The organism is Emergencia sp. 1XD21-10, assembly GCF_009936045.1.
Classification (GTDB): Bacteria; Bacillota; Clostridia; order Peptostreptococcales; family Anaerovoracaceae; genus Senimuribacter; species Senimuribacter intestinalis.
Genome location: NZ_QWEQ01000004.1, coordinates 207,655 through 234,290 on the forward strand (window position 1 = coordinate 207,655; position 26,636 = coordinate 234,290).

General features: G+C 41.5%; 28 protein-coding genes and 2 tRNA genes. 4 read left to right on the top strand and 26 right to left on the bottom strand.

Going from position 1 to position 26,636, the window contains the following annotated elements; genetic code table 11:
* Positions 1 to 68: 68 nt before the first annotated feature.
* The 17 genes from D1151_RS03580 to D1151_RS03660 form a co-directional block, all read right to left on the bottom strand.
* Positions 69 to 1,274, bottom strand: a complete 1,206-nt coding sequence (locus D1151_RS03580; RefSeq protein ID WP_161907958.1) for a fibronectin type III domain-containing protein — start codon at positions 1,272 to 1,274, stop codon at positions 69 to 71.
* A 669-nt stretch (positions 1,275 to 1,943) separates the two neighbouring features.
* Positions 1,944 to 2,789 (bottom strand): ParB/RepB/Spo0J family partition protein, encoded by an 846-nt coding sequence (locus D1151_RS03585; protein WP_161907959.1) that lies wholly within the window; start codon positions 2,787 to 2,789, stop codon positions 1,944 to 1,946.
* 20 nt (positions 2,790 to 2,809) lie between these two features.
* Complete coding sequence (locus D1151_RS03590; protein WP_161907960.1) at positions 2,810 to 3,112, bottom strand: hypothetical protein; 303 nt, start codon at positions 3,110 to 3,112, stop codon at positions 2,810 to 2,812.
* 198 nt (positions 3,113 to 3,310) lie between these two features.
* Positions 3,311 to 3,841 (bottom strand): hypothetical protein, encoded by a 531-nt coding sequence (locus D1151_RS03595; protein WP_161907961.1) that lies wholly within the window; start codon positions 3,839 to 3,841, stop codon positions 3,311 to 3,313.
* A gap of 31 nt (positions 3,842 to 3,872) precedes the next feature.
* Entirely contained in the window at positions 3,873 to 4,292 is a 420-nt protein-coding gene (locus tag D1151_RS03600) for a hypothetical protein (protein WP_161907962.1), read from the bottom strand.
* Positions 4,293 to 4,301: 9 nt separating this feature from the next.
* Positions 4,302 to 5,330 carry a ParB/RepB/Spo0J family partition protein gene (locus D1151_RS03605; protein ID WP_161907963.1) on the bottom strand — a complete coding sequence of 343 codons (1,029 nt, stop codon included), beginning with the start codon at positions 5,328 to 5,330 and terminating at the stop codon, positions 4,302 to 4,304.
* 15 nt (positions 5,331 to 5,345) lie between these two features.
* On the bottom strand, positions 5,346 to 5,690 hold the full coding sequence (locus tag D1151_RS03610; RefSeq protein WP_161907964.1) for a ParB N-terminal domain-containing protein: 345 nt from the start codon (positions 5,688 to 5,690) through the stop codon (positions 5,346 to 5,348).
* A 22-nt stretch (positions 5,691 to 5,712) separates the two neighbouring features.
* Positions 5,713 to 6,477 carry a ParA family protein gene (locus D1151_RS03615; protein ID WP_161907965.1) on the bottom strand — a complete coding sequence of 255 codons (765 nt, stop codon included), beginning with the start codon at positions 6,475 to 6,477 and terminating at the stop codon, positions 5,713 to 5,715.
* A 15-nt stretch (positions 6,478 to 6,492) separates the two neighbouring features.
* On the bottom strand, positions 6,493 to 6,669 hold the full coding sequence (locus D1151_RS03620) for a hypothetical protein (protein WP_161907966.1): 177 nt from the start codon (positions 6,667 to 6,669) through the stop codon (positions 6,493 to 6,495).
* 12 nt (positions 6,670 to 6,681) lie between these two features.
* The gene (locus D1151_RS03625; RefSeq protein ID WP_161907967.1) at positions 6,682 to 7,122 is read right to left on the bottom strand and encodes a hypothetical protein; all 441 of its coding nucleotides are present in this window, start codon (positions 7,120 to 7,122) and stop codon (positions 6,682 to 6,684) included.
* A 25-nt stretch (positions 7,123 to 7,147) separates the two neighbouring features.
* Positions 7,148 to 7,831 carry a DUF2786 domain-containing protein gene (locus tag D1151_RS03630; protein WP_161907968.1) on the bottom strand — a complete coding sequence of 228 codons (684 nt, stop codon included), beginning with the start codon at positions 7,829 to 7,831 and terminating at the stop codon, positions 7,148 to 7,150.
* Between the two features lie 38 nt (positions 7,832 to 7,869).
* Positions 7,870 to 8,217, bottom strand: coding sequence for a ParB N-terminal domain-containing protein (locus D1151_RS03635; RefSeq protein ID WP_243151152.1), 348 nt, complete (start codon positions 8,215 to 8,217; stop codon positions 7,870 to 7,872).
* 4 nt (positions 8,218 to 8,221) lie between these two features.
* On the bottom strand, positions 8,222 to 9,052 hold the full coding sequence (locus D1151_RS03640) for a phage replisome organizer N-terminal domain-containing protein (protein WP_161907969.1): 831 nt from the start codon (positions 9,050 to 9,052) through the stop codon (positions 8,222 to 8,224).
* Complete coding sequence (locus D1151_RS03645; protein WP_161907970.1) at positions 9,052 to 9,279, bottom strand: hypothetical protein; 228 nt, start codon at positions 9,277 to 9,279, stop codon at positions 9,052 to 9,054. Before D1151_RS03645 ends, D1151_RS03640 begins: the two co-directional genes overlap by 1 nt.
* Positions 9,272 to 9,415, bottom strand: a complete 144-nt coding sequence (locus D1151_RS03650) for a hypothetical protein (protein WP_161907971.1) — start codon at positions 9,413 to 9,415, stop codon at positions 9,272 to 9,274. The genes D1151_RS03645 and D1151_RS03650 overlap by 8 nt, the downstream gene beginning before the upstream one ends.
* Positions 9,416 to 9,535: 120 nt before the next feature.
* Positions 9,536 to 10,327, bottom strand: coding sequence for a zinc ribbon domain-containing protein (locus D1151_RS03655; protein WP_161907972.1), 792 nt, complete (start codon positions 10,325 to 10,327; stop codon positions 9,536 to 9,538).
* 83 nt (positions 10,328 to 10,410) lie between these two features.
* The gene (locus D1151_RS03660; protein ID WP_161907973.1) at positions 10,411 to 11,301 is read right to left on the bottom strand and encodes a tyrosine recombinase; all 891 of its coding nucleotides are present in this window, start codon (positions 11,299 to 11,301) and stop codon (positions 10,411 to 10,413) included.
* An 84-nt stretch (positions 11,302 to 11,385) separates the two neighbouring features.
* Here D1151_RS03660 and D1151_RS03665 point away from each other — a divergent pair, with 84 nt between their 5' ends.
* Positions 11,386 to 11,916 carry a stage II sporulation protein M gene (locus D1151_RS03665; protein ID WP_161907974.1) on the top strand — a complete coding sequence of 177 codons (531 nt, stop codon included), beginning with the start codon at positions 11,386 to 11,388 and terminating at the stop codon, positions 11,914 to 11,916.
* Here the strand turns inward: D1151_RS03665 and D1151_RS03670 are convergent.
* Both D1151_RS03670 and D1151_RS03675 read right to left on the bottom strand, forming a co-directional pair.
* Positions 11,870 to 12,424 (bottom strand): NUDIX hydrolase, encoded by a 555-nt coding sequence (locus D1151_RS03670; protein WP_161907975.1) that lies wholly within the window; start codon positions 12,422 to 12,424, stop codon positions 11,870 to 11,872. The genes D1151_RS03665 and D1151_RS03670 overlap by 47 nt on opposite strands.
* A gap of 119 nt (positions 12,425 to 12,543) precedes the next feature.
* Positions 12,544 to 12,804, bottom strand: coding sequence for a stage V sporulation protein S (locus D1151_RS03675; protein ID WP_160203255.1), 261 nt, complete (start codon positions 12,802 to 12,804; stop codon positions 12,544 to 12,546).
* A gap of 271 nt (positions 12,805 to 13,075) precedes the next feature.
* Here D1151_RS03675 and D1151_RS03680 point away from each other — a divergent pair, with 271 nt between their 5' ends.
* Positions 13,076 to 14,068 carry a ribonuclease H-like domain-containing protein gene (locus D1151_RS03680; RefSeq protein ID WP_160203256.1) on the top strand — a complete coding sequence of 331 codons (993 nt, stop codon included), beginning with the start codon at positions 13,076 to 13,078 and terminating at the stop codon, positions 14,066 to 14,068.
* Here the strand turns inward: D1151_RS03680 and D1151_RS03685 are convergent.
* Genes D1151_RS03685 through D1151_RS03695 form a run of 3 tightly spaced genes read right to left on the bottom strand, consistent with a single transcriptional unit; the run spans position 14,065 to position 16,494 of the window.
* Positions 14,065 to 15,531 (bottom strand): PH domain-containing protein, encoded by a 1,467-nt coding sequence (locus D1151_RS03685; RefSeq protein WP_161907976.1) that lies wholly within the window; start codon positions 15,529 to 15,531, stop codon positions 14,065 to 14,067. The genes D1151_RS03680 and D1151_RS03685 overlap by 4 nt on opposite strands.
* Positions 15,531 to 16,031, bottom strand: coding sequence for a PH domain-containing protein (locus tag D1151_RS03690; RefSeq protein ID WP_161907977.1), 501 nt, complete (start codon positions 16,029 to 16,031; stop codon positions 15,531 to 15,533). Before D1151_RS03690 ends, D1151_RS03685 begins: the two co-directional genes overlap by 1 nt.
* On the bottom strand, positions 16,021 to 16,494 hold the full coding sequence (locus D1151_RS03695; RefSeq protein WP_161907978.1) for an HD domain-containing protein: 474 nt from the start codon (positions 16,492 to 16,494) through the stop codon (positions 16,021 to 16,023). The genes D1151_RS03690 and D1151_RS03695 overlap by 11 nt, the downstream gene beginning before the upstream one ends.
* A gap of 232 nt (positions 16,495 to 16,726) precedes the next feature.
* Here D1151_RS03695 and D1151_RS03700 point away from each other — a divergent pair, with 232 nt between their 5' ends.
* Positions 16,727 to 17,836, top strand: coding sequence for a hypothetical protein (locus tag D1151_RS03700; RefSeq protein WP_161907979.1), 1,110 nt, complete (start codon positions 16,727 to 16,729; stop codon positions 17,834 to 17,836).
* A 119-nt stretch (positions 17,837 to 17,955) separates the two neighbouring features.
* On the opposite strand, the gene D1151_RS03705 is transcribed toward D1151_RS03700, so the two are convergent.
* Positions 17,956 to 24,099, bottom strand: a complete 6,144-nt coding sequence (locus tag D1151_RS03705; RefSeq protein WP_161907980.1) for a SpaA isopeptide-forming pilin-related protein — start codon at positions 24,097 to 24,099, stop codon at positions 17,956 to 17,958.
* Positions 24,100 to 24,428: 329 nt separating this feature from the next.
* Positions 24,429 to 25,214 carry a hypothetical protein gene (locus tag D1151_RS03710; RefSeq protein ID WP_160203262.1) on the bottom strand — a complete coding sequence of 262 codons (786 nt, stop codon included), beginning with the start codon at positions 25,212 to 25,214 and terminating at the stop codon, positions 24,429 to 24,431.
* A 261-nt stretch (positions 25,215 to 25,475) separates the two neighbouring features.
* Here D1151_RS03710 and D1151_RS03715 point away from each other — a divergent pair, with 261 nt between their 5' ends.
* Positions 25,476 to 25,805, top strand: coding sequence for a hypothetical protein (locus D1151_RS03715; protein WP_160203263.1), 330 nt, complete (start codon positions 25,476 to 25,478; stop codon positions 25,803 to 25,805).
* A gap of 663 nt (positions 25,806 to 26,468) precedes the next feature.
* Here D1151_RS03715 and D1151_RS03720 read toward each other — a convergent pair.
* Positions 26,469 to 26,551 (bottom strand) — tRNA-Leu (locus D1151_RS03720).
* Positions 26,552 to 26,559: 8 nt separating this feature from the next.
* Positions 26,560 to 26,634 (bottom strand) — tRNA-Gly (locus tag D1151_RS03725).
* Between the last annotated feature and the right edge of the window lie 2 nt (positions 26,635 to 26,636).

Here is a 26,636-nt window from a genome sequence, read left to right on the forward strand (position 1 = left end):
GAAAGACTGAGTTTCAATCTTTCCTTACTTGCACTTTATTCTGTTTTGATAAATTTATGGTTTGACAGTTAACGCATTACCCAAAAAGAATATCCGTTCTCATACCTAGATGGCGCATAATTTTTTCTAGTATAAATAGTGAAACAGTCAGTTCCAATCCAGCCCGCTGGAAACATATCATCTGCAGGCATCCATGTTAAAGTGTTTGCTCTCATTTGACTCTCTACATCGAATTTCACTAAGGCTTTTGTTCTTTTCAGTGCAGTTTCTTTTGTCCAGTAATATCCAATCAATGCGGGAAAAGCTGCTGTCCATGAACTGTCTTCTGGTGTAGACAGCTCAAAAGTAGGGTCTTTCATAGCTTTCTTATCTCCCCATCTTACACCACGGTATCCAGTTTCCGTGCTTGGATCCTCAACAAATCCAATAATATGTTCCATAGTATAATACTTTCCCTCCGGTCCGGTATATGGCTCAAAGTCCTCTGTCACCGGATTGTACTGCAGGCGCTTACCTTTAATGCTCTCACCGTATGCAATCAGTTCGGGCATCAGGTCGTCCATAGTCCAGTCTGGTACATACTCTTTCGGAGAAGTAAAGTAGCTGTATACTTTCTTCTTGCTCACGGTTCTATATGAACGCACTTTGTATTCGTATTTATACCATTCACGAAAATCTGCTTTTGTACTGTCAAGATAAGATGTCTTTGTAGTTGTTACAACTCTTTTCCACTTGTTCTTACCTTTAATCGTTCTATACACCTCATAGCCGGATGCACCGCTGACAGCTTTCCAGCTTACCTTTGGCGTATGGTCGTATGGCTTGCTGACTGAACCGCCAAGTGTAATCTTTACAGATGGCGTTGCAGGCTGCACCTTGCTGCTCTTAGTAGCGGAGAAGCTGCCCTTGCCAGCCTTATTTACGGCTCTTACCTGGTAGTAATATGTTTTGCCGGTAGAAAGACCTGTATTGGTATATGAAGTGCCGGTAGTCGTTTTCTTTAAGGTATAGCTGCCGGACTTTCCGGTAGTGCTTCTGTAGACTTCATACTTCGTCGCACCGTCTACTTTTTTCCAGCTCACCTTTAGACTGTTGTAGCCATTTTTTAACACTGTAAGGCTCTGCACTTTCGCCGGCTTGGTAACTTTTACAGTTTCGGTAACCGGCGCAGTTGTATCTTTCGCAGACGGAATATCCGCTGCAAACGCTGGTGTAGCCATCGTCAGCATCATCGCTGCGCTTAATGCTAATGCTGTTAAATTCTTCATCTTCATATCGCTCTCTCCTCTTTTCTCTCAATTCCTTTTTATCTCATCAACTTTCTCATAGCTCTTGCATTTTAGCTGTCACTATGGTATATTGTTATTAACAAGGATAACCGCTTTTGGTAGGGCGGTTCAGTCCTAAAAAGTTTTGGAATGAAACCGTCAAACGCTTAGTTTGGCGGTTTTGGTTTTATTTGTCGTTCTTCTTAAGAAGATTGGCAAGTGTAATTAGTACCAAGGTATAGCTTAAAAGCTCTTCCCATGTTATGTACATCATACAACCACCTCCCTTCGTCAAGGTTGGTGGACCAAACCGCCAGCGGTATATGCCTTGGTTATATGAACCCTAAAATGCTGGTTGCACCAAAGGTTTTAACCTGTTTTTCTATACTATATATTATACAGAACATCTGTTCTTTTGTCAAGATTTCTTAAGGGTATTTTGGCTGTATTTTCCTGTAATTTTGAGCATATCAGCGGCAGCGAGCTTCTAATCGAATGGGGGGGGGAGAGCATCGCTGCCGCTAATATACTCTAGGGGTAAAATAAAATACTTCTCCCCTGCGTAATTAGGAAGAAGTATCCGAAAAAAGATGTGCTATAAAGCACGGTACCATATTAGCACTTAAAAACCGCATTTTCAAGTAACATCGCCGATATTTCGTAAAATATTTTTTGTCAAGTGTTTTTCAAAAATTTCTTTATTAAATTTTCAAGAAGTTTTTCTTTTTCTTTCGGTGCTTGGTACTCTGGAGGCAGCCGATCTATAATTTCCTTTGAAATGCCAATCTTCACTTTTTCATTTTGATTCTGGTTTCTTTCTATGATTTGATTGATTTCGGTCGCCGTTAAGGTTTGACCGAAAGGTCTCTTTTCTTGGTAAGCAGTCCTGATTTCTCTAACCGCCTGTTGACTTAGAATCTTTCGACTTCCAATCAGTTCAAAGTAAATTCTATTCTGTATTTCCTCCGGCAGATACGAAGCTTCACTTCCTACACTGATACTGATTTTATGGCAGTCTACTAATTCTCGCAGTCTTGGTACTAAATAGGTCAGCCTGATGCGCCGGCGTTTTTCTCTTTCGTCCATCTGGTTCATATCATCAAAAAGTGCATTTCGGCGGATTCCGCCGTTTTGCACTTTTTCTATATCTTCTACAAATTCATCAAAATATCTGAGCATAAATGCTTTTTCTGTAATCGTGATGTCTTCACGATACCGATTGCTTTCTCCGTAAAGGCAGGTTGCTTTACTATCATTTAGGTTGCAAACCATACAAGGCACAGTTTCCAGTCCAACTTGCTTTGCAGCTGTCAATCTGGTTCTTCCCGCAATCAGTTCATACGCTGCAGCTCCAGTCGGGTCCTTTCTTACAATCAAAGGCTCCAGCACACCTACTTCTGCGATGCTTTCCACCAGCTCCGCTACCTTGCGTTTATTCAAATGAAAATATGCTACTCCATAATCTCCACCAAAGAGACGGATCTCCTGAATAGGAATTTCCTGCACAACACACTCTTGCATACTAATTCCCCTCACTTACTTTATAGGGGCAGCTGCAGTTCTTCTTCTCTCCAGCCGCCAGCTTCGTCCGGATAAAGCAGGGTCATACCAATCCCGTTTTCAATACAGTATTCTTTAATCCAGTTCACAGCTGCTTCGTTCTCTCTATTCACATAGAGGCTGAAATGTCTGCCCCTGGTCAGTCCTGCCATATCCTTGATTACCGTTTTGATAAATCCTTTGATTTCCTTTTCGTCAGTAAAATCTTCTTCACCAGAAAACATATCGTAACAAGTTTCCTCGTTATCATCATCGTAATATAAACTGAATTTCATTTCTAACATCTCTTTCTTCCTCCTTAAAATGTTTCGTCTAATAAAAAATCATTCTTTTACTGTTGTCTTTAGACTTTGAAATGTTGGCATATATCGTATCCGCTCTTTTTCCACTTCTCCTTTTCTCCTGGGTGCGTGAAATAGAATCTTTGCTTTCCCAGCTCATAAATAAGCATTAGCCGGTAGTCAGTTCCGTAAATATGCTTCCTACTTCTTCTCTTCAATATTACCATGTGCTGCGCTTCCTTTCAATCCACCCTCTATCGCATGGATAAGTGCAGATTTTATGTTATACGGTAAGTATAACACAGAATCGTCTAGGTTGTCTTTCATGACTTGGAACTGTAAAAACTCCTGTAATTGATGCAAGCAGGTTACATATTCTCGATTTCTTAACAGCGTTTGGAGTTTTACCACATAATAAATATATGCTATATCGTCACCTTCTTCCATATATTGGCGTGTCAAGTAATTTGTTTTCATTTTAGAAATGCAATCAGGCATATCCTTTAGCATTGCCAGCACTTCATTAGCTGCCTCCTTGCAATTTTCTTCTGTTTCTTCATAATGTGCATAAGGTTCGAGATATACCACAAGTTCTCTTACTGCTGCCAAATATTTGCACTTTTGATTACCAACACCACCCAAAAAGAAAAAATACATAGTCGATCCTCCTAGTATTAAAAGAATCATTAAAAAGATTCTATTTATAAAAATTAACATTTCGGAACTATCCATTTTCTATCCCTCCCACTTTGCTTCTAGGCGTTTATTTCCATGTACATAGCAAGCCTCCTGCCACAATTGGTACAAAAGCAACCAAAGCCATGCTAATAGCAGTCATTATTTTTATCCAACGATCGAACTTTCTGTCACATATATATGCCAGCAGCCTCATAGTTCCATACACTAACACAGCCATAAAAACAAACAGCAATCCAAAATATGGTTTCTCCTTAATAATTTCAAAAAACAATGCTACACTGTTTTTACAGTAATCAGTTCCCGCATAAGCAGTACACTCCTTTATATAAAGCCCCGCCAGTAATACTAGAACAGAGATTGAAAATACCGGCATTATATACCCTGTAAATTTCAGGTTGCGTGGCACCAAAAATGGAAAAATGCCAAGTGAACCGATTAGCATAATCATAGCTGCTTTTTCAATTATATGTAATGCTACTTCCATGCTCGTTTACTATCCCTCCCACTTTGCTTTCTCTTCTGGGTGTCCCAAAAGGTAGTTGTTAAACATAACAAGTGCTGCCTGGGTGTATTCCCTTTTCTGCTCTACACTCTGCTTCCGAATTGGTTCTGGCAGATAATCATTGATAAATCGTTCGTTCAGTTTCGGCTTCGCAGCCTTTACTCTCGCCTGCTCTTTCTTATTCCCCTCAATCATATCCTTAAGCACAGGGTCCTGATTATCAATCCCGAAGATAATGCACAAATAGCTTTCATCTACGGTCCCGCCATTTTTCTGGTTCTCTTTCAGCAGTTCTGCTTGCGCCAGGCTCGGAACTACATCATGCTCCCGAATGAATGCTGCAAGCAGGCTTTGCGCTTCTTTGTCCAAGTAGGACAGTTCCACGCCAGCTCTAAATTTGATTTGGTCAGAATCCACTCGCAGCAGCAATTCCGGTATCAGCTCATTGAGACGGATATATCTCTGAATTGTAGCCCGACTCTCATTAAACTCCTGCGCTGCTTTTTCATCAGTTCGCAACTTCGTCTCCACTGGAGACGAAGTTAAGTCACCACGCTGTCCTTGCCGTTTATTAGCGTCCATATACATCTTGTAAGCCTTTGCCTTTACAGACGGTTTGATATGGGTCCGCTTCTTCAAGTTCGTTGCAACCATCAATTTGATTGCCATTTCATCGTCATACTCCATGACGATTGCCTTAATTGTTGCAAGGGCTTGCTTTCTTGCAACATACACCCTGCGGTGTCCTGCAATAATTTCATAGCGACCAAAGAAGTTCTTATCGGTACGAACGAGAATCGGCTCTAAGATTCCATTAACGGATACATCAGCCATCAGTTCCCGCATATCGTCATCTTCTTCTACTTCAAAAGGGTGTCCATCGCCGGTATGAAACGGTAGCAGGTCTTCCAGTTTGAGTTCTCGCATGATTGCATCAGGCTTTTCGGTTTCGGTTTCTTCTCTATATGTAGCAGTTCCTAAGATTTTTTCAATAGGGCTTGCATCAAACTTTCCTGTCATATTTCTTCCTCCTCTTTACTTCTTACACATCAAGCAGGTTTTCGAGGAATTTTCTTTAATCCTCTGTTTGATTGCTTTTTCATCGTTATACTCCATAATGATTGCGGTTATCCGCTCAAAGCCTAGTTTCTCGGCGACATATACCCTGCGATGCCCGGATATAATCTCATAGCACCCCAATCTGTCTTTATCTGCACGAACGAGAATCGGCTCTAAGATTCCATTAACGGATACATCAGCCATCAGTTCCCGCATATCGTCATCTTCTTCTATTTCAAAAGTATGTCCAGCGCCGGTATGAAACGGCAGCAGGTCTTCCAGTTTGAGTTCTCGCATTGTTGCATCAGACTTTCCTGTCATATTTCTTCCTCCTCTTTATTTCCTACACTTCCAGCAGTTCTTCAATGAACTTTTTGTAGTCTTCTGTAACGGAAGTCTTTTTCTTAGTGAAAAGGCTCTCTTGAGCATACTGCACTTCCTCAATGGCAACACCATTTCGTATTACAGTATTGAAAATATGAATTCCCATTGTGGCAAGCACCTTTTCAATAGCCTCCTTAATATTCCTGCGAATGTTGGTTCTTCCATCGTATTGCGTAATCAAAATCCCCGCAATTTTGTGAGCAGAATTATAATACCCGCTGACAACATCTATCGTCTGCAGCAGCTGCGATAATCCCTGCACAGAATACTTAGATGCTTTCATCGGGATTATAGTGCTGTGTGCAGCCACAATGACATTGATGGTAATAATACCGAGATTTGGCGGTGTATCTATGATGATATAGTCATACCGATCGGCTACCTCGATAAGAGCCTCTTTTAACAAATACTCTCTGCCTGGCTGCGAAAATTCCATATCTGCCCCTGCCATATAAAGACTGCCCGGTATAATATCCAGATTATCGCTCACAGGGAAAATACACTCTGATGCTTTCTTCTCTTTCTTAAACAGCTGATAAATGCTTCTTCCCTGATATTCTGCAATCGAAAAGGTTTCTGTCAAATTTGTCTGCGGATCTGTGTCAATCAGCAATACTTTTTTCCCTCTGTCCTGCAGCCCATAAGCAAGTACATGACAAGTCGTCGTCTTTCCAACGCCACCCTTTTGATTTGCAAGTGCAATGATTTGTGCTTTTTTAGTCATCTTTTTTCTCCTCCTCTATTTACTCATAAGACTGGCAAGCGGGCTTAGTCCCAGCTGCCCTCTTAAAATAGCCAATCTCTGTTTAATCTCTTTCTCTCGGATTCCATCTGCTTCTGTCCAGCCAAGTCCATGGTTCATACAAACCAGTTCATGGCACAGGTCTACATATTCGGTTACTAATCTATCTTTCATTTTCGCTCCTCCTTAGAAAATTTCCACTTCTCCATTTTCATCTATCCACAGATTGACTTCTTCACCTTTCTTTGATATTGGATAGCCGAGTAACTCGGCATAGAGATAAATCAATTTGTTTGCCCATGTTACGACTTCTCCATAATCAAGCAGATAAGTAAGCTCTATTTGACTTTCCACTACTGCTTTTTTCTCTTTGGAAAAAAGATAGTATTTTACTGCAGCAACATACTTTTCCGGAATCTGTAAAAATGCTTCTTCGATTTCCGATATTCTCAAATCAAGGTCAACTTTATTCAATACCCGCTCTGCGAAGTTCCTTTTTAATCCGTTAATTTCAGAAAAGCTTCTTCGAACATTTATCAGATACGGATATGCTTTTATATTCGCTTCACAGGCATCAAATACCGGCTTCGCCAGTTCATACCCGGTGAATTTGATTTTCCTGCCCATCTACTTTTCCTCCTATCCTGCAAGCCTATGTTCTTGTGCTGGTAATTTTATTATGTAGATCTACGCTTTTACCATCTTTATATCCTTGTGTGTAAATCTTCATATCTTCACTGAGATTAAACGCCAGCTCCTTTCCCGCCTGCAGCGTTGATATAAAATCCTGTGCTTCTTTTGGAACAGCCGGAACCAGCCCCCATTCCTGTTCTATTTCTTGCATCTGCTTTTGCAGTAATTCTTCAAGTCCTTCGGCAAATCCTAATCCATATCGGTTTTTTAATCCGTTCAAATAAACATTACTATACTTCCAGCCTTCACTTTTCTTAAAGCTGCGGAACCAGTCCATGATACATTCATCGGCAAAAATTAGAAGACTTTCAAGAATTTCTACATCGTCCTGAAAACCGACTATCATAATGCGAATTTTTTTACTTCCCTTTACGGATTGCTGATATGTCCTGCAACAGTAAAATTCTGAAAGCAGACTGGCAATGTTGGCTCTATAACCATTCTTGTATTCCGTAAAATATAGCGGTGTTTCTCGGTGAACGATTTCTTTCTGCCTTTCCTCTATGTCATGAAGATTTAACTTGTATTCCATCAGCAGTTTTTGAGCCTTTGCCATAGCAACCTTTGCCTCAAATTCATTGCTGCTGTCCGCAAGTGCAAGCAGCTTTTTTATTTTCTTTTTAACCTGTTCTAAATTAGCCATTTACTTATCCCCTTTCTTAGAACTCTTTTTCTATATAACTAGATTTCAGTCAAGTCACATCTGCTGTAATATGAAATGGAGTTTTCGTTATCATCATTCATAACGATTGCGGTTATCCGCTCAAAGCCTAGTTTCTCTGCGGCATATACTCTGCGATGCCCGGATATAATCTCATAGCACCCCAATCCGTCTTTATCCGCACGAACGAGAATCGGTTCTAAAAAACCATTAGTAGAGATGTCGTCTATCAACGCTTGCAGACTTTCATCTTCTTCTAGTTCAAAAGAGTGTCCATCTCCAGTGCGAACCGAAAGTAAATCTTCAATGGCAATTTCTTCAATCGCATTTGCTTCCATATCTGCAAAAATAGTAATCATATCGTCCATGTCATCATTCCATATTTTCTTCTGCTATCTGCTCCAGCTCTGCAAATTGCATATCGGTTAAAATCTCTTTACAATCTGCAGGAGGCGGGAACCCTAGCTGTGCTTCTTTCTTGTATCTCTCATACACACTTTGTCTGCGTTCTCTTTCCGACACTTTCAGTATCCCGCTGCGTTTCGCAAAGCCGAGCAGCGCTGCATAGTCATTGGGATATTCTTTATTTTCTCTCGCTTTGTAAATAGATAAATTTTCAATGAGCACATTTGCATTTTCATATTTATTTCTAACTTTCGTGAGTTCTTCGGGTAGCAGCCATACATTTTTGAAAGTGCCAAAGACTTTACATTTGTCTTTTCTGCTGTTCTCCACATCTTCATGTTTTTCTTCCGGCTTTGGCAGCTGTTCCTGGGCGTGTCTGATTGCTCGTTTCCGGTCTGCCTCTTTGCTGGTTTTTCCGGTCATATCTTTTACTCCCGGAAGAAACACCGTCACTTCTTCCGTGTCGACAGATTCCATCAGTTGCAAAAATTTATGTTTAATGAAATACTCAATCGCCCTTGATACGATTTTAGGCTCATGCCGCAGCATACTTGCCAAAGTCGGAATATCGACTTGTCCATAATCATTCATCGGACACTCCAGCACTCCGCCAGTTCTTACACTTAGACAGTAGAGCTTTAATAAAATGACCACAAATTCATAGCCTCCTGGCTCTGTTTGCATTTTCATCAGAGGCATATTATCGAAGAAATTTTCGTGAAAACGAAAATACCAATACTGGCTTTGTTTCGCTTCATTTCTCTGCAAACCTGTTTCTTGCATTTCACTTTGGCTCATTATTCTTCTCCTTGAATCTGACTAATCTCCTTAGCGATTGCTCTTTCTGCGCTATACTTTACATATCGCCGTTCCCGATATTCTTCTTCAGTCAGCGTTTTTTTAATTTCACCGTAAATCGCCTGGGCGCTGACACCCATTTTTTCTGCAATTCTTGGGACCATGTAGCCCTCTTTCAGATAGAACTCCAGATTTTTTCTGTTCACTTTGGTCCATATTCTAGCCATCATAAACCTCCCATTTTTCTCTTTGTCTTTTGTTTTTTTCTCTGTCTTTTTCTTTAGATGTTGCTATTACTATTTCTCTTATATATGTACGGACAAATGTCCGCAGAGCAGTAATTCGCATAACCTTTTTTTCCATTTTTCCTTTCCCAGAGTTTCCACTTCATTCCAACAAAATCGCTGAAACCGTTGAAATTTGGGTAAAAAAAAATTAAGTTAGAATCAATTTTCTAACTTAATTATAAACTCCAGCCTATTATTAATCCACAATTCTAAAAAACACATCAAGACCATTATCCGGGTGATATGACCAGCTCACCTCAATATCTCCATAAGTTTTCGTCTGTCTCCCCATCAGCGCCGTTGTAGAACACATTTCCGTAAATAATGTATCTGGAAGTTCAAGTTCAGTGATAATAGATAAAATATCTACAGCGGCATCAACATCATATTGATCTTTTGAATCTACATTGATACTTGTCCCATCAGAAGACAATACAGCTTTTCCTGATATACATGCTGTATCTGCGGCTTTAAAGCGAAGTTTTAATTCTTTCAATTCTTTTAAGTGTTCATATTTTTCTATCCTCTCAACAGAATCCTTATATCCATCCAGCTCAGTCAAAATATCTATAGCCTCCTCATAATTTTCCTCTGACGCCAAATCAATTGCTTGATTATACTTTTGATTCGGCTGAATGACAGTAATAAACACTATCACTAAGGCTATTATTGCTACCGCAATAATGCCGCCGATAATCATTTTTTTAGAATTCCCCTTTTTAGGTTCCTGCAGTACCGTGCCGCCTGCTGCCTTTCCGCAATTTGGGCAAAACTTTTCGCCATGCAGTTCATATCCGCAACCTCCGCAAAATGACTGTGAATTAGGTACTAATTCTATTTCGCCTGCGAAATCTAGCGGTTCTTCTTCATTTGGAACTTGCTCCTCCAAACTTTGTGCCTCATTATCTTCCATAGTGGTTGGCTCAGTTTCACTTGAAACTTCTGCATCTGTTCCTGTAATTGTATCTTTTTCTAATTCCTCTTTCATTTCAAATATCCTTTCTTAAATATATTGTGAATTTATTTATTATATCATTTTCATTTAATAAAGCCCATATAGCACTTCGATTTTTACGCCCTCGGGTGGGTTTTGTCATACACATCTTTAATCCGATTCTTCGTCACCGACAGATAAATTCTAGTCGCCATGATATCCTCATGACCCATCAGTTCCTGCAGGGATTTCAGATCTGCACCGTTTTGCACCATATGTACTGCAAAAGAAGTTCTTAGAATATGTGGTGTCAGCCTGTCCTCAAGACCTACCTGCCTGCCGTACTGTTTCATCAGTTTCCAAAACCCTTGTCTGGAAAAAGCTTCACCTAAATAGTTGACAAAGAGAACGCTTTCCGGATCATCGGGCGTACCGTCTTTCATCAGAGCCGGACGACTGCTCAAAATGTAATGATCCAACGCTCTTCTTGCCATCGAACCCATAGGTACAATTCTGGCTCTGCCATGTGCACCGTTTAAAGTCAAAAAACCCATGCGCAGGTTAATATCCTTTAACCTAAGCTCAATGATTTCGCTGACTCTGATTCCAGTCGCATAAAGCACCTCCAAAATCGCCCGGTCGCGTATGCCTTTAATCGATTCGTCCGGCGCGAGCAGCAAAGTCTCCACTTCCTCAATAGTCAGATAATCAAGTTCCCTGCGCTCTATTCTCGGCGACTTAATGTCCTCGGTCGGATTTTCCTTCATCATCCCCTTTTTAATCAAGAACTTATAGTACGTTCTGATGGAAGAAAGCTTTCGATTGATGGTCGCCTTGGACTTTCCAGAATTCTTCAGTTCCATCATGTAAGCGGCCACGTCATTGCTTCCTGCTTTTTCAAGGGCTACGATACCTCTCCTCTGTAAAAATTCCCCAAAGGCCTTGATATCGCGCATATAAGCCTCACAGGTATTGTCAGAACTCTTTTTTTCTTCTTTCAGGTATATAATAAAGCCATAAAGTTCCATATATCTTTCTCCATCTTTCTATCTCATTTTCTTATCATACTTCTTCACATGCAGCATAAATTGAATTATAAAGGAGGCTCGTCTATGCAAAAGAAAATGTTTATCATTCCGCTGATGATACTGATAATCAGTTTTTCTGCCGGGATTTTTACCCAGATTGTCATTCCCATAGAGGGAACTTCTCTCACCCAGGATCTGCCCTCGGTAGGTACCGGTATTCTGGATTATCTAAAAAACGATATGATTACCGTCTGCGCTGCACTGCTTTTTTCCTGCAGTGTGTTTCTTTTGCCGCTGGTACCCTGCATTGTCATTGGAAAAACATTTTCCCTCGGCTTTTCTGCGGCCTATCTTCTTGCGTCCTCTGCAAAAAACGCTTTCGTTCTGACCTCCTGCGTGCTGCTGCCCAGAGGTCTGTTTAAAATACCTGTCTACGTTGCACTTACAGTTATTTCAATAGAAACAGCTGTCTTTGTAAAAAAGAACTATCAGAATCCATCTGCCTTAAAGCACGGCATGCCCAGATTCCTGCTTCAGTTTCTATGCTGTCTCATCTGTCTCATCTGCTCTAGCGTACTGGAAGCCGTCCTTCTTCTAGGAGTCCTTTCACCATAAGAATGGCAACCTGCGACTTGCCGTCCTCGATTTTTCCTTCCATCACCATGCGGTATAGTGTGTCAATGGAATATTCCTCGATGTCGATAGCCTCATTCTCGTCAAAATCTGGTTCTCCCGCCGTAAGGCCTGTGCAAAGATAGATATATAAAGTTTCCTCGGAATAACCAACCGAAGGGTACATTCTGGTCAGAAGGCGAATGGACGAGGCTCTATAGCCAGTCTCTTCCCGAAGTTCCCGCAGAGCAGTTTTTTCTGGGTTCATCTCGCCTTCATCAATTTTACCTGCAGGCACTTCCAGCATAACCCGCTCCGCCGGCTTTCTGAACTGCTTTACCATAACCATATTGCCATCATCTTTTACAGCGGCAATCACTGCACCGCCTCTGTGCTCCACTATCTCTCGAAAAGATTCCCCCTCCATAACAGTCACCTTGTCTCTTCGCAAATTTAGAATTGCACCCTCGTAAATTCGCTCTGTGCTGATGGTCTCTTCTTCAAAAATCATAGCGTGTCCCCCCCTTCGAATTGTTGATATATTTAAGTATACCATTTATTTTTCCGAATTAAAATAGGGAACTTGAAAAAATCAAGTTCCCTTTATGTTTTACGGCTGCATGCTGCCGCTTATCTCGGCTCTACAATCAGCTTGATTGCCGTTCTTTCCTCTCCTTCAATCTGAATATCAGTAAATGCTGGCACGCAAACCAGATCAATTCCGCTTGGTGCAACAAAACCTCTTGCTATGGCTGTGGCTTTAATGGCTTGATTCAGCGCCCCTGCGCCAATTGCCTGCACTTCTGCACCACCTTTCTCTCTTAAAACACCTGCTAACGCCCCTGCTACCGAATTTGGATTCGACTTAGCTGAAACCTTTAATATTTCCATATTGTTTTCCTCCTAATAAAATTATCATTTTCTCTATTATACTGGTCAATATACACAAAAAGGGGCTAATTCGTTCGACAAAAAACTTTCTTTTTTCACTTTTTTTATATTTATGCTTGCATTTTTCTTCAAACTCAGTTATAATTCAATTGTGGTTATCCCCCTGATAACCTCATTAATCTCTAATCCCAATACCCCTTTTGAACAAAGTAGACTGCACCCCTGCGGTCTATTTTGTTTTTATCACATGTATAATTGAAAGAGGCACTTCATGAAAATGATTACAGATACTCTAACATTGAATCCATATACAGCAAAGCTGTTCGATACCTACTTCGGAGAGCGCAGCTTTGCGGTCTTTGATATAGAGACTACTGGACTGTCCCCCACAAAATGCAAGGTCATTCTCACAGGAATCCTTCTTCGCAAAGGCGAAAGCTGTCAGGTCATTCAGTATTTCGCAAATGAAACTGACGACGAGAAAGAAATCATTGAAAAAACGCTGAAAATCCTGAATTCCGTGGACTACATCATTACCTACAACGGAAAGCACTTTGACATGCCCTTTATGGAAACTCGCGCAAAAAAATACGGACTTTCCTTTCAGCCGTCCGTTTATAACCTGGATTTGTTCCTTGTCATCCAGGGGCATTCCAATTTGCGTCAGACTCTGCCTAATCTGAAGCAAAAGACTGTAGAAATTTTCATGGGACTGGCAGGCAGCAGAGACGATGAAATCTCCGGCGGAGAAAGCGTTGCACTCTACGAACAGTACATGCAGACCCATGCTTTTGCGTTGGAAAAGACCATCCTTCTCCACAATCACGACGATTTGATTCAGCTTTACAAACTGCTCCCAGTCATTGCAATGACTGACTTTCACAGAGCTATGTACAAGCTGGGCTTTCTCGCAGGCAATGTGCTGATACAGAAAATTTCCTTTCAGGGACGCAGTCTTTGCGTTTGCGGCTGGCAGCGCAGCACCCCAAAGGACTATATTGCCTTTCCCACTGCTGAAAAACCTTATTCCCTGACCATGGACAGCCATAGCGGCGATTTCGAGCTGAACATTCCATGCACTGCAGAAGCCGGCGCATTATTCTTCGACGCACAGGCGATTCTTGAAGGAAATACGGAACCAATTAAAAAGTACCCGTCTGTTGTAGACGGATACCTCATTGCAGAAGATCGCGGCACCATCAATTATATGGAAATCAACGCATTCCTTCTGACTTTTTTTCAAACTTTGTCCATAAAAGATTAATAAATCAGCTTTGTCTTCACCTCGTCAAAAGCCTCTATGGGCACATTCTTTGCCACCTTGTTGGCAGCAGCAAGAGGTGCCAGATAGCTGACTGTCACGCTGGCAACACCTTTTCTTTCTTTCCATCTGCTTGCTTTTGCCGTAACACTTTCCACATGGGTTGCTTTTACAAAAATAGTTGTCTTTCTAAATCCGCCATAACTCAGAGAAATGTTTTCGAAATTTCCATAGATGGCGGAATTTTTATACTCAAGTACTCTTCCTGTTACACTGTAGAACAAAATCAACGCGCCTAAAATCCAGACCTGCTGACAGTAGTCCACATACATCGTACAGTAGATAGATACACCTGCAGCAATTAGCGCCAGTATAAAGCCCAGACCATAGAAAAAGTAGTGCAGCGATCCCTTTTTCGGCTTGTGATATACAGACTCCTCCAACATCTGAGGCAGAATCTCTGCCATAGCTTGGCGCACCTTATCTGCCTTCAGAAGGGGAAACACCATCGGTTCCTCGCTACTCTCATTATCACCGACGCCATAGCCGATTGCAAAAAGATTCAGGCTTCCCACACCGAGCAGCCGCATAAAGAACGACTGATCGTAAAAAAAACCGCTTATCCTATTTTTCTGTATCGTATATTTTTTCTTTGTCAAAAGGCCATACTGAATCTTTATCGCCTCGCCGTTATCCAGAATTTCAAATCCATAATAACGAATCAGGCTGCCAATCATGCCGCAGATGAAAGAAATTACAAAAGTGATAAGAAGCAGTATCGCAGCCGTCATACCGATTCCCATGGTGTAAATCGTGTCAGCCACGGATTCAGCCAACAGATTGCTCAGCGACACGCTGAACAACGCCAATGCAGAAGTTACTACAGTAAACATCTGCAGAAAAAAAAGTCCTTTGGATTTCAAAAGCCCGAGCAGCATTAAATCACCTGCAGATACTTTAATTCTTTTTCCCTCGGTGCCGGCAAGGGCTGCTCCTTCTTCACCAAGATTAAAGCCATCGAGCCCTTTTCTGCCAGAAATCAGCAAATCCCTGACAACAAAGGCATCCTCCTTTGCAAAAGTCATACGCACCTTCGTATTCGTGTTGGAAATATTGCTAGCATTGTCCACATTGAGCCGGTATACGCCAAAAACCTGATGAAGCACATTCTGCGAAAAATCCACAGTAGTTATGGTGGATAGCGGAAGTTCCAGCTGGTTTTTCTTAAAAAGTCCGCTTTTTACAGTTAATTTTTCACTGTCAACTGTATAATATGTTGTAAAATACTGGACAATTCTCTGAATCGGTCCGAGAAGTACCACCACAAGCACTCCGATATTTTCATAGAGCACTCGCATGTCACCCTGAATCAGCCCAATTACGACAGCAATCAAAAGCAGAGAAAAGTCTTTGAAAAAGTTCTCAACGATAAAAATCGGATGTCCCCTCTTTGGTCCAAACTCCATTATAGAACCCCTTTCTCAGAAATGCGTCGGTACAGCTTTGCTTTCAGGTTCTCGCTGATTGCATCAGCCGTTTCCTTATCCAAACCTTCAATGGAAAAGCTGCCGCTGGCCAGAGCCATCTCCACCTCAAAAAGCCCCAGCTTTCTGTTGATTGGTCCTTGAGAGACCGTAATATTCTGTATTCTGATGATGGGGATAATGGTTTTTTTGATGAAGAAAATACCATGGCGAATAACCACCTTGTCCTCTTCAACGTTATATCCCCACTGCTTGTATTCAATGATAGGAAAAACGACCAGCCCAACTGCCAGATAACAGACGAAAAACCCTATCACTGCCATAATGAGTACTTTCCAGATTGATTCCCATGCCAAAAATCCCAGCGCAATCTCGCCCGGAACTGCCATCGCCAAAACAATCAGAAAGAAAATTCCCCTGCCGATGCGCCAACTCTTAATTGCCTTGGGATCTACCTTGCTGTATTCCATGCTAGATTCCATATTCCTTCCTCCACTTCAAATAACGCTCTTCCTTTTCCGGTCTGTCAAAAGGCATTCCATACTGATAACAATCGATAACATCAGCGTCCTTTACGATTTCCTCGATTATGGTTCCGGTCTCTGTCTTTCTGCTGTGGTTTTTTACCGCACAGGCAATGATCTCGATTTCTTCCGCCGAAAACAGCCTGGTTTCCTCTAAAAATGCTTTAACTGGCTCGTATCCTGCCTCTGCATGTCCACTCTGCTTTCCTGTTAGAATTCTTCCAAAGTCGTGCACACAGGCCGCACAAGCTGAAAGTTCCGGGTCCGCGCCCCGCTTTAAGGCAAGAATCCACGCAATTCTCGCTGATGAAGCCATATGCAGACGCTCCCAATCCAACGTCTCGTCACGTTCAGAAAACTTTCCTTCTTGAGCACAAATCACTGCATCAAGCTTTTGCTCCAGTTGATATAATCTGTTCATGCTGGTTTCCCTTTCTTTATACTTAGTCAAATATCTTCAGTTTAACATTTTTTATTTTACAGAAAATCACAATAAAATGCAACTGTAACCTGTGTAATTTTAGTTCATTCCCATTTTTGCAGATTCCCATAAAAAAGTTTTTTACATTGTTTTCCCCATACTCTCCGTGTATAATGAAACTCCATTCACCTTTATCGTAAATATCCCAAATAAAATTTCAGGAGGTATATTTATGAAAAGCAAACTATTTTCTCTAGCAGCAGTATGCCTGCTCTGCATGTCCATGTGTATCACCGTATTTGCATCTACCACAGTGCATGCAAATGCAGCGAGCAGCGTATACTACCAGGTATCACTGCAGCCAGCAAAAGGCGGAAGTCTTTACATGACTTACGATGATAACCTAAAATTTTTTTATCAGGGCAAAGACACCTACCGAGACAGCTGCCGCATTGACAGCAGTGTAAGTCACAAATTCAGCGCTTTAATCGACCGAGGAATCATCGTAAAGCCAAATGCCGGTTGGTATTTTGACGGTTTCTATGACAAAAGCGGCAAAAAACTTTCCATTGAGGCGTATAACGTGGAGGTCATTCGCATCACAATTGACGGCGTCTATTATTATGACCTGATTCCGTCTTATGACAATCCCGCTTATCGCAATCTCACAGAGAAATACTTTAAAAACGAGATAAAGGATTATATTAAATTCCTCTATGGCACCAGCCGCTACAAAGTCATGGAAAAGTTAGTATATTATCGCCTACCGAAAACCACTGCGTCCTACTTTCCTCGATTTTCCAAGATGGAGACGCCTAGCTTTCCCGGCAACTTCTCATTGACAAAGAAGCTCAGTTCCCCGGACTTTTATGCCGCCGGAAAATCCGGCTTTCAGGCTTCCTACTCGTCTTCTGCCAACAAAGTCATCAAAGTAGATAAAAAGACAGGCCTTTCTAAAATTACCGGTCCCGGCACGGCAACCATCACCATAAAGGTTCCCGAATCCGGTAAATACTGTTCTGTCATCTATAAGGTCAAGGTAAGCGTCACTCCTGCCGCCTGTACCAATCTGTCGGCCTCCCGCACTTCTGATAAGAAATCAGTCACTGCGAAATGGAAAGGCGACAGCCGCAATTCCGGTTATGAGATTCAAATCAGTGATACCAAGAGCTTTAGCAAAATTGTTGCAAAGAAGACAGTCTCTTCCGGCAAAACTGTTGCCGCCAAGATTTCTACTGCAAAGTCTGCCTCTACGCAGTGCAAGTACATCAGAATTAGACCTTTCAAAAAATCCTGCGGACAAAAACTATACAGCGAATATATCACAGCAACCATCAAGTAAAAATCAGCACAAAAGAGCCTTTGGGAAAGAATCCCAAAGGCTCTTTTGCTTTGTAAATATAGTAAGTAAAGGAAATTTTTATTGTTTAGGAAATTTGAATTAAAGAATAAAAAATATGCTTATTTCAATCTTCTAATGCTAACAACTAATGCACTAACACCTGCCAGAATCAGTGCCATGTAAAGCAGAATCCGATTTGTATCCCCAGTCTTTGGACTTTTCCCATCCTTTGGTACAGGATCTTCTGGAAATTCTACACCCACATCGGTTCTTTTTTTCATAGTATTCTTCACAGTAACACGCAGTGCCTCTCCATCCCCCGTGATACAGAATGCGTATTCCCTCTCATCTAGGAGATATCCGGAAGGTGCTTTTGTTTCCCGATAGTAATAAATCCCCGGCTTCAGCTGTTCAATCACTAGAAGACCATCTCTTGCCGTCGTTTTTTTATAAAGAATTTCTCCCTCTTCATTTGAGATGGCAAATTCCGCTCCAGCAAGAACATCTCCCGTCTCACTATCCACTTTCGTCAATCTTAGGCTTCCGTACTTCGGTTCTTCCGGCTTTTCTGGAATCTGCGGCTTTTCCGGTTTTTCCGGCAGCCGGTCATTCTTTACCCCAGTAATCTCGATGGACAACACCTTGGTATCACTGTGATTTCGTTCGTAGGTTTTTGCTTTTGCATTTTTTACCTGAACAGTCTTTGGCAGTTTTTCATTCTCGTCTGCAGTAATTCTGCAAACAGCCGTTTCTTCATTTAGCTCACTGCTGCCTTCGCCGCTTGCACTTAAATAAAGATTTCCCAATCGGTCCATCTCTGCTGCGAAGGTTATGCCGTCTGCAAAATTCCAAAGAATCGACTGTTCTTTCTCTAAAGTAAGGGCTTGCGCCTGAGCAACTTGTTTTCCATCAACCATTGTGCCTGTCAGTCTTCCCTGTGCAATCAGTAAAACTGCGCCGTTATCCTTCGATTCATCGGTCGTCACTAAAATGCCGGAACTTCCTTTCTGTGAAGTTACTTCCAGCTGCTTTGGCAAATTCTCCTGATTTTCTCTAAGCCAGGTCACTTCTGTAATCCAGTTATTCCGAATTACCTTCGGCATATAAGAAATGGTTGTCGTACCTTGATCAGCAGTAACGTCGAAGTTTTCACTTGCCTCTCCTATCTGATACACAGGCATAGGGCCTTCCAGTTTCACCTTATAGCAAAGTCCATCTGCTTTTACCTGCATCACTGCGTCATTTTCCAAACGGAGCACCGCAGTTTTTCCATTTTTTATATGTACCTGCGTATTGGTTCTGCCACCCCGTACAGAGATTTTTACAGTTTCGTTCTCTGCATCTTCATCGAGTCTATAGTCCTTACCATCGATATTTACCACCGCCGACTCATAGCGGTAGAGAGTATCAAAGTCAATAACTGTTCCCAATTTTCCATTTTGGGTAACCGTACCTGAAACACCCATCTGCTGATAGTCAAAATGAAATCGGTCCGCCGAAAAAATATCTGCCACGTCAAAATAGTACTTGGTATGATTTACTTTATATCCTTCAGGCGCTGAGGTTTCTTTAATATAATATTTGCCCAAAGGAAGTTTTATCGCTGCCGACGCTTGACCGTCCGTCACTACCATCTTTCCGACTAAGGTATCAGGCGCAATACCCATATGTTCCGCTGTATAAATACCAAAAACAGCGCCGCTTCCCTTTTGATAGGTACCGCTTTGATAGCTGGTCTCAAAAAGTTTTTCCAAATCAATTTGCACAGTTACCGCCTCATTCTCATAAGTTGCTGTGTCCCAAACCAATGGCGTATACTGATTTTCATAATTTACCTGCATTTGGGTCCACTGCCCCTGATTCACAAAACCTTCTGTCGTAGAAATTTCTCGAACCCAGTAAGTTCCTAGCGGCAGCAGTCCCGATTGTGCAATTCCATTCTCCCCGCTTCGAATCACTTCCACAGGCTTTCCCGCCGGATAAATCATTGTGCCGTCGCAGGAAGAAAAACGTAAAATCCCGCTGCTGCCATTCTCTCCTGTTAAAGCTGTGGCCTCAGTCGTATCGGGATACGTAATATGAAAGCATTCCTCTTCGACTGCTGCATTTGAAACCATCTCTATGGTATAGTAACCGCTCTTGTTTTCTGACCCTGGCGCATGTCTCTTAGCTCTAACATAAGTATTTTCATCAAAGAGACATTCATAGAAACGCTTATTATCCCGCAGCCCTTCATACCACGGTACCACTTTCCCTTTATAGGAAATTTCTGGTAATACTCTTTCAAACTGTGAAACCTGAGATTCTGTTAAAGTTATCTTTGTATGAGTCTGCTTTCCGGAAAGAAACATCTCTGTTCTGATTCCGTCATAGTTCAGAAAATATATCGGTGCCATTTCTATGGGTGCTGCTGTAAGTACCACTTTATCCTTCTGCCGCTTACTGCTCCAGCCCTTTGAAGTTACAATTTTAGGACTGTTTTTCTCACTGCAAAAAATCTCGGTTACAGCAGTCTCCATCTGATGATTTGCAAAAGTTTTCATACCGATTTCTTCATCCCAATTTAAAGTAAACCCATTATCACTTTGATAATGCTGCGCCAACGTAAAAGAGTACTCCTGTGTGAAGGATTTATAGAATCTCCCCTCCTTATCACAAGGAATCCATCGTTCCAAAAGTCCTTCTTTTACAAGAATTTGGTAATTTTCTTTTCCATCGGTTGCCAAGTAAACATCATCTCTGTCAACCTGACTCCAGCCCGCCGGCAGCACCACTGCCGCTGCAAACTTCTTGTCACTGCTCTCTCCGCCATACGCATTTACCGGTTTTGCGGCGATATCATCTATGCCGTATGCACCAAAAATACCGGTAATTTCTTCTTCATCTAAACCCTTTTCGCCCTCAAGTGCATTGACGCGCACTCGATTACCGTCTTCATAATGCATTGTCACAATGCCGACACTCTGGTTTCCGCTTTTCAATACCGGCTCTGTCATCGGAATTTCCGGCAGATAGTCATCCGAAATCGAATCCTTCCAAAGGTGTACATCGGTATAGCAAAATCCGCCTTTGGCATAATTCATCTTATACTCGACTCGATAACGATAGGTCATCTTTTTCTTTTCATCACGTGCAGTAAAACTATCAGTAAAGCTCGCTCCATCTGCTGTTTTTACCTGATATTCTGTCACTGTCCTGTTGGCGCGTCCAAAATCCTGTAAAGTGCCTTTGTCGCTGACTCGCAAAACACTACCGCCCTCCTTCAACGCAAGCTTCCACCTTTCCTTTGCATTATCAACTTCTCCGTGGTCTCGATAAGTCTTTTCAAAGGATAGCTCATGACCCGTTTCAGCGTCGTACACTTTTACAGGCGCAACACCATCTGACTGCAAGATATCTTCCGCCGCATAGATTTCAAAGACTGCGTCTTTCAGCGCTGCCTTCTCGAAGACTGCCTGCCAAAGGCCGCCGTTCTCTTTCCAGCCGGTCAGTCGTTCTCCCTCTTTTGTAAGGCTGATTTTTCCCATAACTGGATTATTCGCAATCTCCAAAATAGCATAGTACTTGATGTAATTCTTTCCGTCTTCATGCGGCGACTGTTCCAGCACAGAAAAAGTATAGGAATTATAGGTAGTTTCACTGTCTCCAGAAAAATTGGTGACTGGCTCTCCCTCCTTATCGGCCACTTTTACCGTTTCAAGAAAAGATTTAGGCGGCTTCACTGACATTCCTCTGTGATCGATGATTTCAACTTTTCCCATATCCGCTACAGTTCCAATTCCTTTTTCATCAAAAGCGCCCACATAGTATCCCTCAGGAACAACCAGTTCCCGCAGCTCATAAATACCATATTCCAGTTCGTAAGGAAGTACAATTTCTCCATTCTCATTGGCATAAAATGTATAGTTCTGACTTTCATCAGTATAACCGATTCCATTTGGAAGCCATCTGCCATAGTTTGGCGATATTGTAGGATCCGACAAATCAGGATTACCCAGATATCGAATCTGAAAAGCTGTCCGTGCTGCGTCCCATCTTACTGTTTTACCGGTCAATTGATTGGTCTTTACCACCTTTATCTTATTCTTTTTCGCCTGATTATTTACAGCGATTGACTCAGCTTGCCCATCCTCCGAAATAATAATGCGAAAGGATTCCAGCACATAGCCTTCACTGTCAGCTGCAATTTCTTCTACCACGTAGGTTCCGTAAGGAAGCCCTTTTACATAAAGCTGCCCGTCCTTAGACAAGGTCAGAGGATGGCTTGAATCAGCAGGTACCCCACTTCCGTCTTTTGCTACCTGATAGGTATGGGTATATTTCTGATAAGAATCCTGCGTCACGCCTTTATCAAGTACTCTAACATAAGGACAGTTCTCAGCCCCCTCTGATTCCAATCGAATGGTCCATTTTGAACTGGTGCTGTAGTCTTTTTTTCCATTATCACCATTTCCTCTATCCGTAAAAGGGTCCAGGTCATCTTTCGTCTTTACCAGCTGCAAATCACCTCTGTAGACATCGTTAGAATAAGCAAAACTGCCTATTTCATCACGCATTTGTTGTGGATTTTCCAAATCGATATCCGCAGAATCTGTCAGTACTGCTCCTTTTCCGTCTTCACCCTCATAAGTAATTCTATACTCAATTTTCCCGTAATCTCGCCGGTGCGCAAAATAGGTAATCACGCCATGGCTACGCGCGCCATTGCCGCCCGTTGCATTTTCTCCATGTCTACCCACAGGAATCCCAGTTTCTCTCGTCATGACCGATTTCTCACCGCGCCAGTAATAGTCCGTATACTGCAAAACACCATCCTCATTGCGAGTCTTCTTTTCCTCAAAATCCAGTTCGCTTACGTCCTCCCAAGGTGTAAACACAAAAGGATTATTTTCTGTAGAACCAAAAACGGTCAGCTGCCTGCTGTCTATCAGCGCATCGTCCAGATACAGCGAAATCTCACTATCCAGTGCAGCATCTCCCATACCGGTGTGTATACCATCGCCATCTTCGTCCCAACCCGGATTATAGTCCTGCTTTTCAGTATCAAAGGTAAAAGCCGGTAAGTTAGGAAGCTCGTCCTCTTCTTTCTCATCATCATCTTCTATTTCCTTCATCTTAAAATAAAAGTCTACTGGGTCATCACCACCGATAGCAATGGTTTGTAGTGGCTGATTACTGGGCGAATTCTGCCAAACCAAAAGTTCATCGGTCACCGATTCAGGAATGCTTTTCTTTCCGTGCAGCACCACGCCTGGCAATGATTTTTCTGTATAGGTAAGCGCGTAACCTCCTTTCTCCACTGTAAAACGATATGCTTTCTGCGTTGAATCTTCTCCGTCTTTCGTCTTTACCACTTTCAACGCCTGCTGGCAGAAATTGCTGTCTTTAAGCAAATAATAATCACTTTTTGTTCTGGCCTCTGCTCTTTCTTCGGCAGTCATCTTCTTTCGATAAGCTGAGTTTACCGCTTTCCATACCACACCACCATCTTTTGTTTCCAACCGCTCCATGTAAATGGTCTTTGTGCGTTCCTTTTCCTTCGCCGTAAAAGATGGAATTACTCTATGCTTTTTCATCGCACGAAGCATTGCAAAATAGATATGTCTGGCAGGTCTGCTGCGAAGAACACTGTAGTGAAAATCATAGCCTTCTCCACCGCTTGGATTCACTGTCCCTAAGACAACTTTTCCATTTTTGGTCTGTCCAAGATTTTCAGGAATGCTTGCAAGACTCTTCCGATAGCCGTCTGTAAATTCCCAAATAATTGTCTGCGTCGCAATCCACCAATCGTCCATATTGCATTCACCCACATGGCTACTGTACTCGCCCAGCAAGTCACTTAAATCCTTCTTAGTCGACTGTGGCTGCTTGCCATAGAGCAAAGCCGTCTTTATCGCCAACTGCACCTCCTCACTGTAATTATTAATTCGCAGTGCCGTATTCCAGGTCTTCGCATAATACTGGGTATTGCCGTTATGTGGATTGTCCATATTTCGCTCTAGGCAATACCCCCTTATAGTCTTTCCTCCATTGATTGGCGCAATACAATAGGCGTATCTATGACCGCTGGTGTGATAGTTATAATATGGCTTACCATCACTACTAACTAGCTCCGATCCATTCTTAAAATACGCTTTATCACCCACCTTCCAACCATTTGCTGCTCCAAAACTCTCTCTCGGAACACAGCTTAACAAAAGAACAAGAATCAGAAAGATTGCAAACCCGCGTCTTCCCTGATAATTTCTTGCTTTTTTTAACATTTTTTAACCTCCTCAAAAATTTTATCTATATAAAAACAGATGTCGCATGACATCTGTTGAATTGTCCCACAAAGAAGGCATACCATCCGATATGCCTTCTCTGCGTAGTGTTTAGTTTTAAGTACAAGTTCCATTTATTGCAAAAGCTCTTCCATCAGATAGCAAAAGCCTCATTCCGTTTGAGCTTCACAGTCTAAAATTGCGATTAAAGCAAAACGCGTTTTCCATAAAAAGGAATAAAATCAATTTAATTACATTTATTTTATGTTATCATACTACCACATATGTGATTCCCTGTCAAGTTCCTTTTTTGTAAATTAATTACTTTTTCACCTTTTAATAGAAGGTATAATAATTTCGTCTTGGTTTATATATAATTCTGCCAAACCTGTTTCTCCTGCTAAAATTCCAAAAAGCGTTTCAGACACCAATGTGATTGCATGGTTTCGCGCAGTGTAGTACTGTTTTTTACTGCAGTGTAAAATCTGATATAAGTCCGTCATCTCCATTTCTGCGTATTCCATCTCCATATATGTGGTTCGTAAAATATTTCCATAGGTCCTGATTTTTTTACGTTCGTCATTATCCATCGACGTTACAACTCTCTCAATCAAACTAGTCAGCACCGCCGTAAGATGAAGTTTGTTGGACTTCACATAATCCTTACACCGTCTTGAAGCAACAGACTCTTGCTCTGCCTCAAACAGCAGATAATAAATATCAGCTTGTGTTCCAATCATGGGTTCCTTTTTTCGCTGAACAGGAATATACTGAAATTGTCGCTCCTGTTCAGTGTATAGATTTTTGTCCTCTCTATCATCCTCATCATAATCAGAAAAGTCATTAAAACGAAAATGATTATTTTTTTTAATAAACTTATAGTCCAGATACTTCTGTAAACACTTCTGTACAATATAATATCCATCTCCGCCAGGTTGGTGAAAACGCTGTGAAGCACTCTCGTATGTTCTAAGACTCGAGAAAAAATCACACACTGCCGCCTCTTTCTCTTCCGAAGAATTGTCCTGCAAGTTCTGCATCAGATTCTCGTTGACATAATTCTGCACTGGTACATAGCCTTTTTCAACCAGATGCAAATGTTCCTTTTTGTCCATAAATACCTCTCCTAACTTTATCCATATAAATATCCTAGAAATATGATTATTATATGGATGTTTGCGGTTATATTCAACCCCTATGTCGAAATTTGACACTTTTTTGTAGGATTTTGATACTTTTTTGTAAAAACCAAAATTTCACAGTGTTATTTTCTCAAAAATTACTCATGAATCAATGTGAAATTATTCCAATTTTTTTATAGTATGTTATAATTAAATTGAATTTATTATTTACACTAACATAAGGAGAAAGAATAAATGAAGAAAAAAATACTATCTGTAACTTTAGTAATTGTCATGATGCTCTCCTCAACAATTTCCGGATTCGCAGAGTATCGCCTAGCACGTCCTGTAATCGAAGATATTGATATTGGAAAAAACAGTATTAAAATTGACTGGGCTTACGTTCCTCATGCTGACGAATATGATATCTATCGCTCCACCTCTAAAGATGGAAAATACAAATATATCGATTCAAATGATGAAAGCTGGTATAGAGATTACAGCATAAAAAAAGGAACCCGCTATTATTATAAAGTCAGAGCGATATCATATAGCGACTATGATAACAGTTATCTAAGTAAATAGCGTTCTGGCAAAGTAAAGAAACCTGCACCAAAAAAATCGGTGTCAAACACTAACAGTCAAACAGTATATATCACCGACTCTGGTGATAAGTATCATCGTTCATGGTGCGGCTATTTGTGGAATAGTAAACATGCGATTTCATTAAGTAAAGCAAAAAGTCAGGGATACTCACCTTGTTCTCGTTGCTGGTAAGTTGTTTTCTTTAGGCAAGTGACCATGAGATATCTATTCTACCTTATCTCAAATACAATTAAAAAGACCAAACTCAACTATACGGAAGTATGCTATACTTATCAAATTGACGCTGGGACATTGTATCTAAAATGTAAGAAAAGATTAGAGTGTATAGAATTTCAAACACATATCACGCATGGAAAGGAATTCGATAATCCCCTCTATTGATATTATAAAAAGTCGAATATGTATCAGCAAAGCAATTTTAATAAGCCTCAGTTTTGTTTTTCGCTGACATAATTAGCGCGAAAGACAAATTCTCAATGTAATGTGGTTGAATGCCTTATATCGAATAGGGGCTAACTTGTAGCCCTTTCACACCACCCTGCGTGCCGCTCGGCATAGGGTGGTTCAATTCAAATAATAATCTACTTATCCGTCATACAAGAAAATCCCAACGTCATAAACGTTGGGATTTCAACAATTTTTTGGTGCGCGATGAGGGACTTGAACCCCCACGGTCGCCCGCTAGAACCTAAATCTAGTGCGTCTGCCAATTCCGCCAATCGCGCATAAGTATTGGAGCGGAAGACGAGATTCGAACTCGCGACCCTCGCCTTGGCAAGGCGATGCTCTACCCCTGAGCCACTTCCGCAT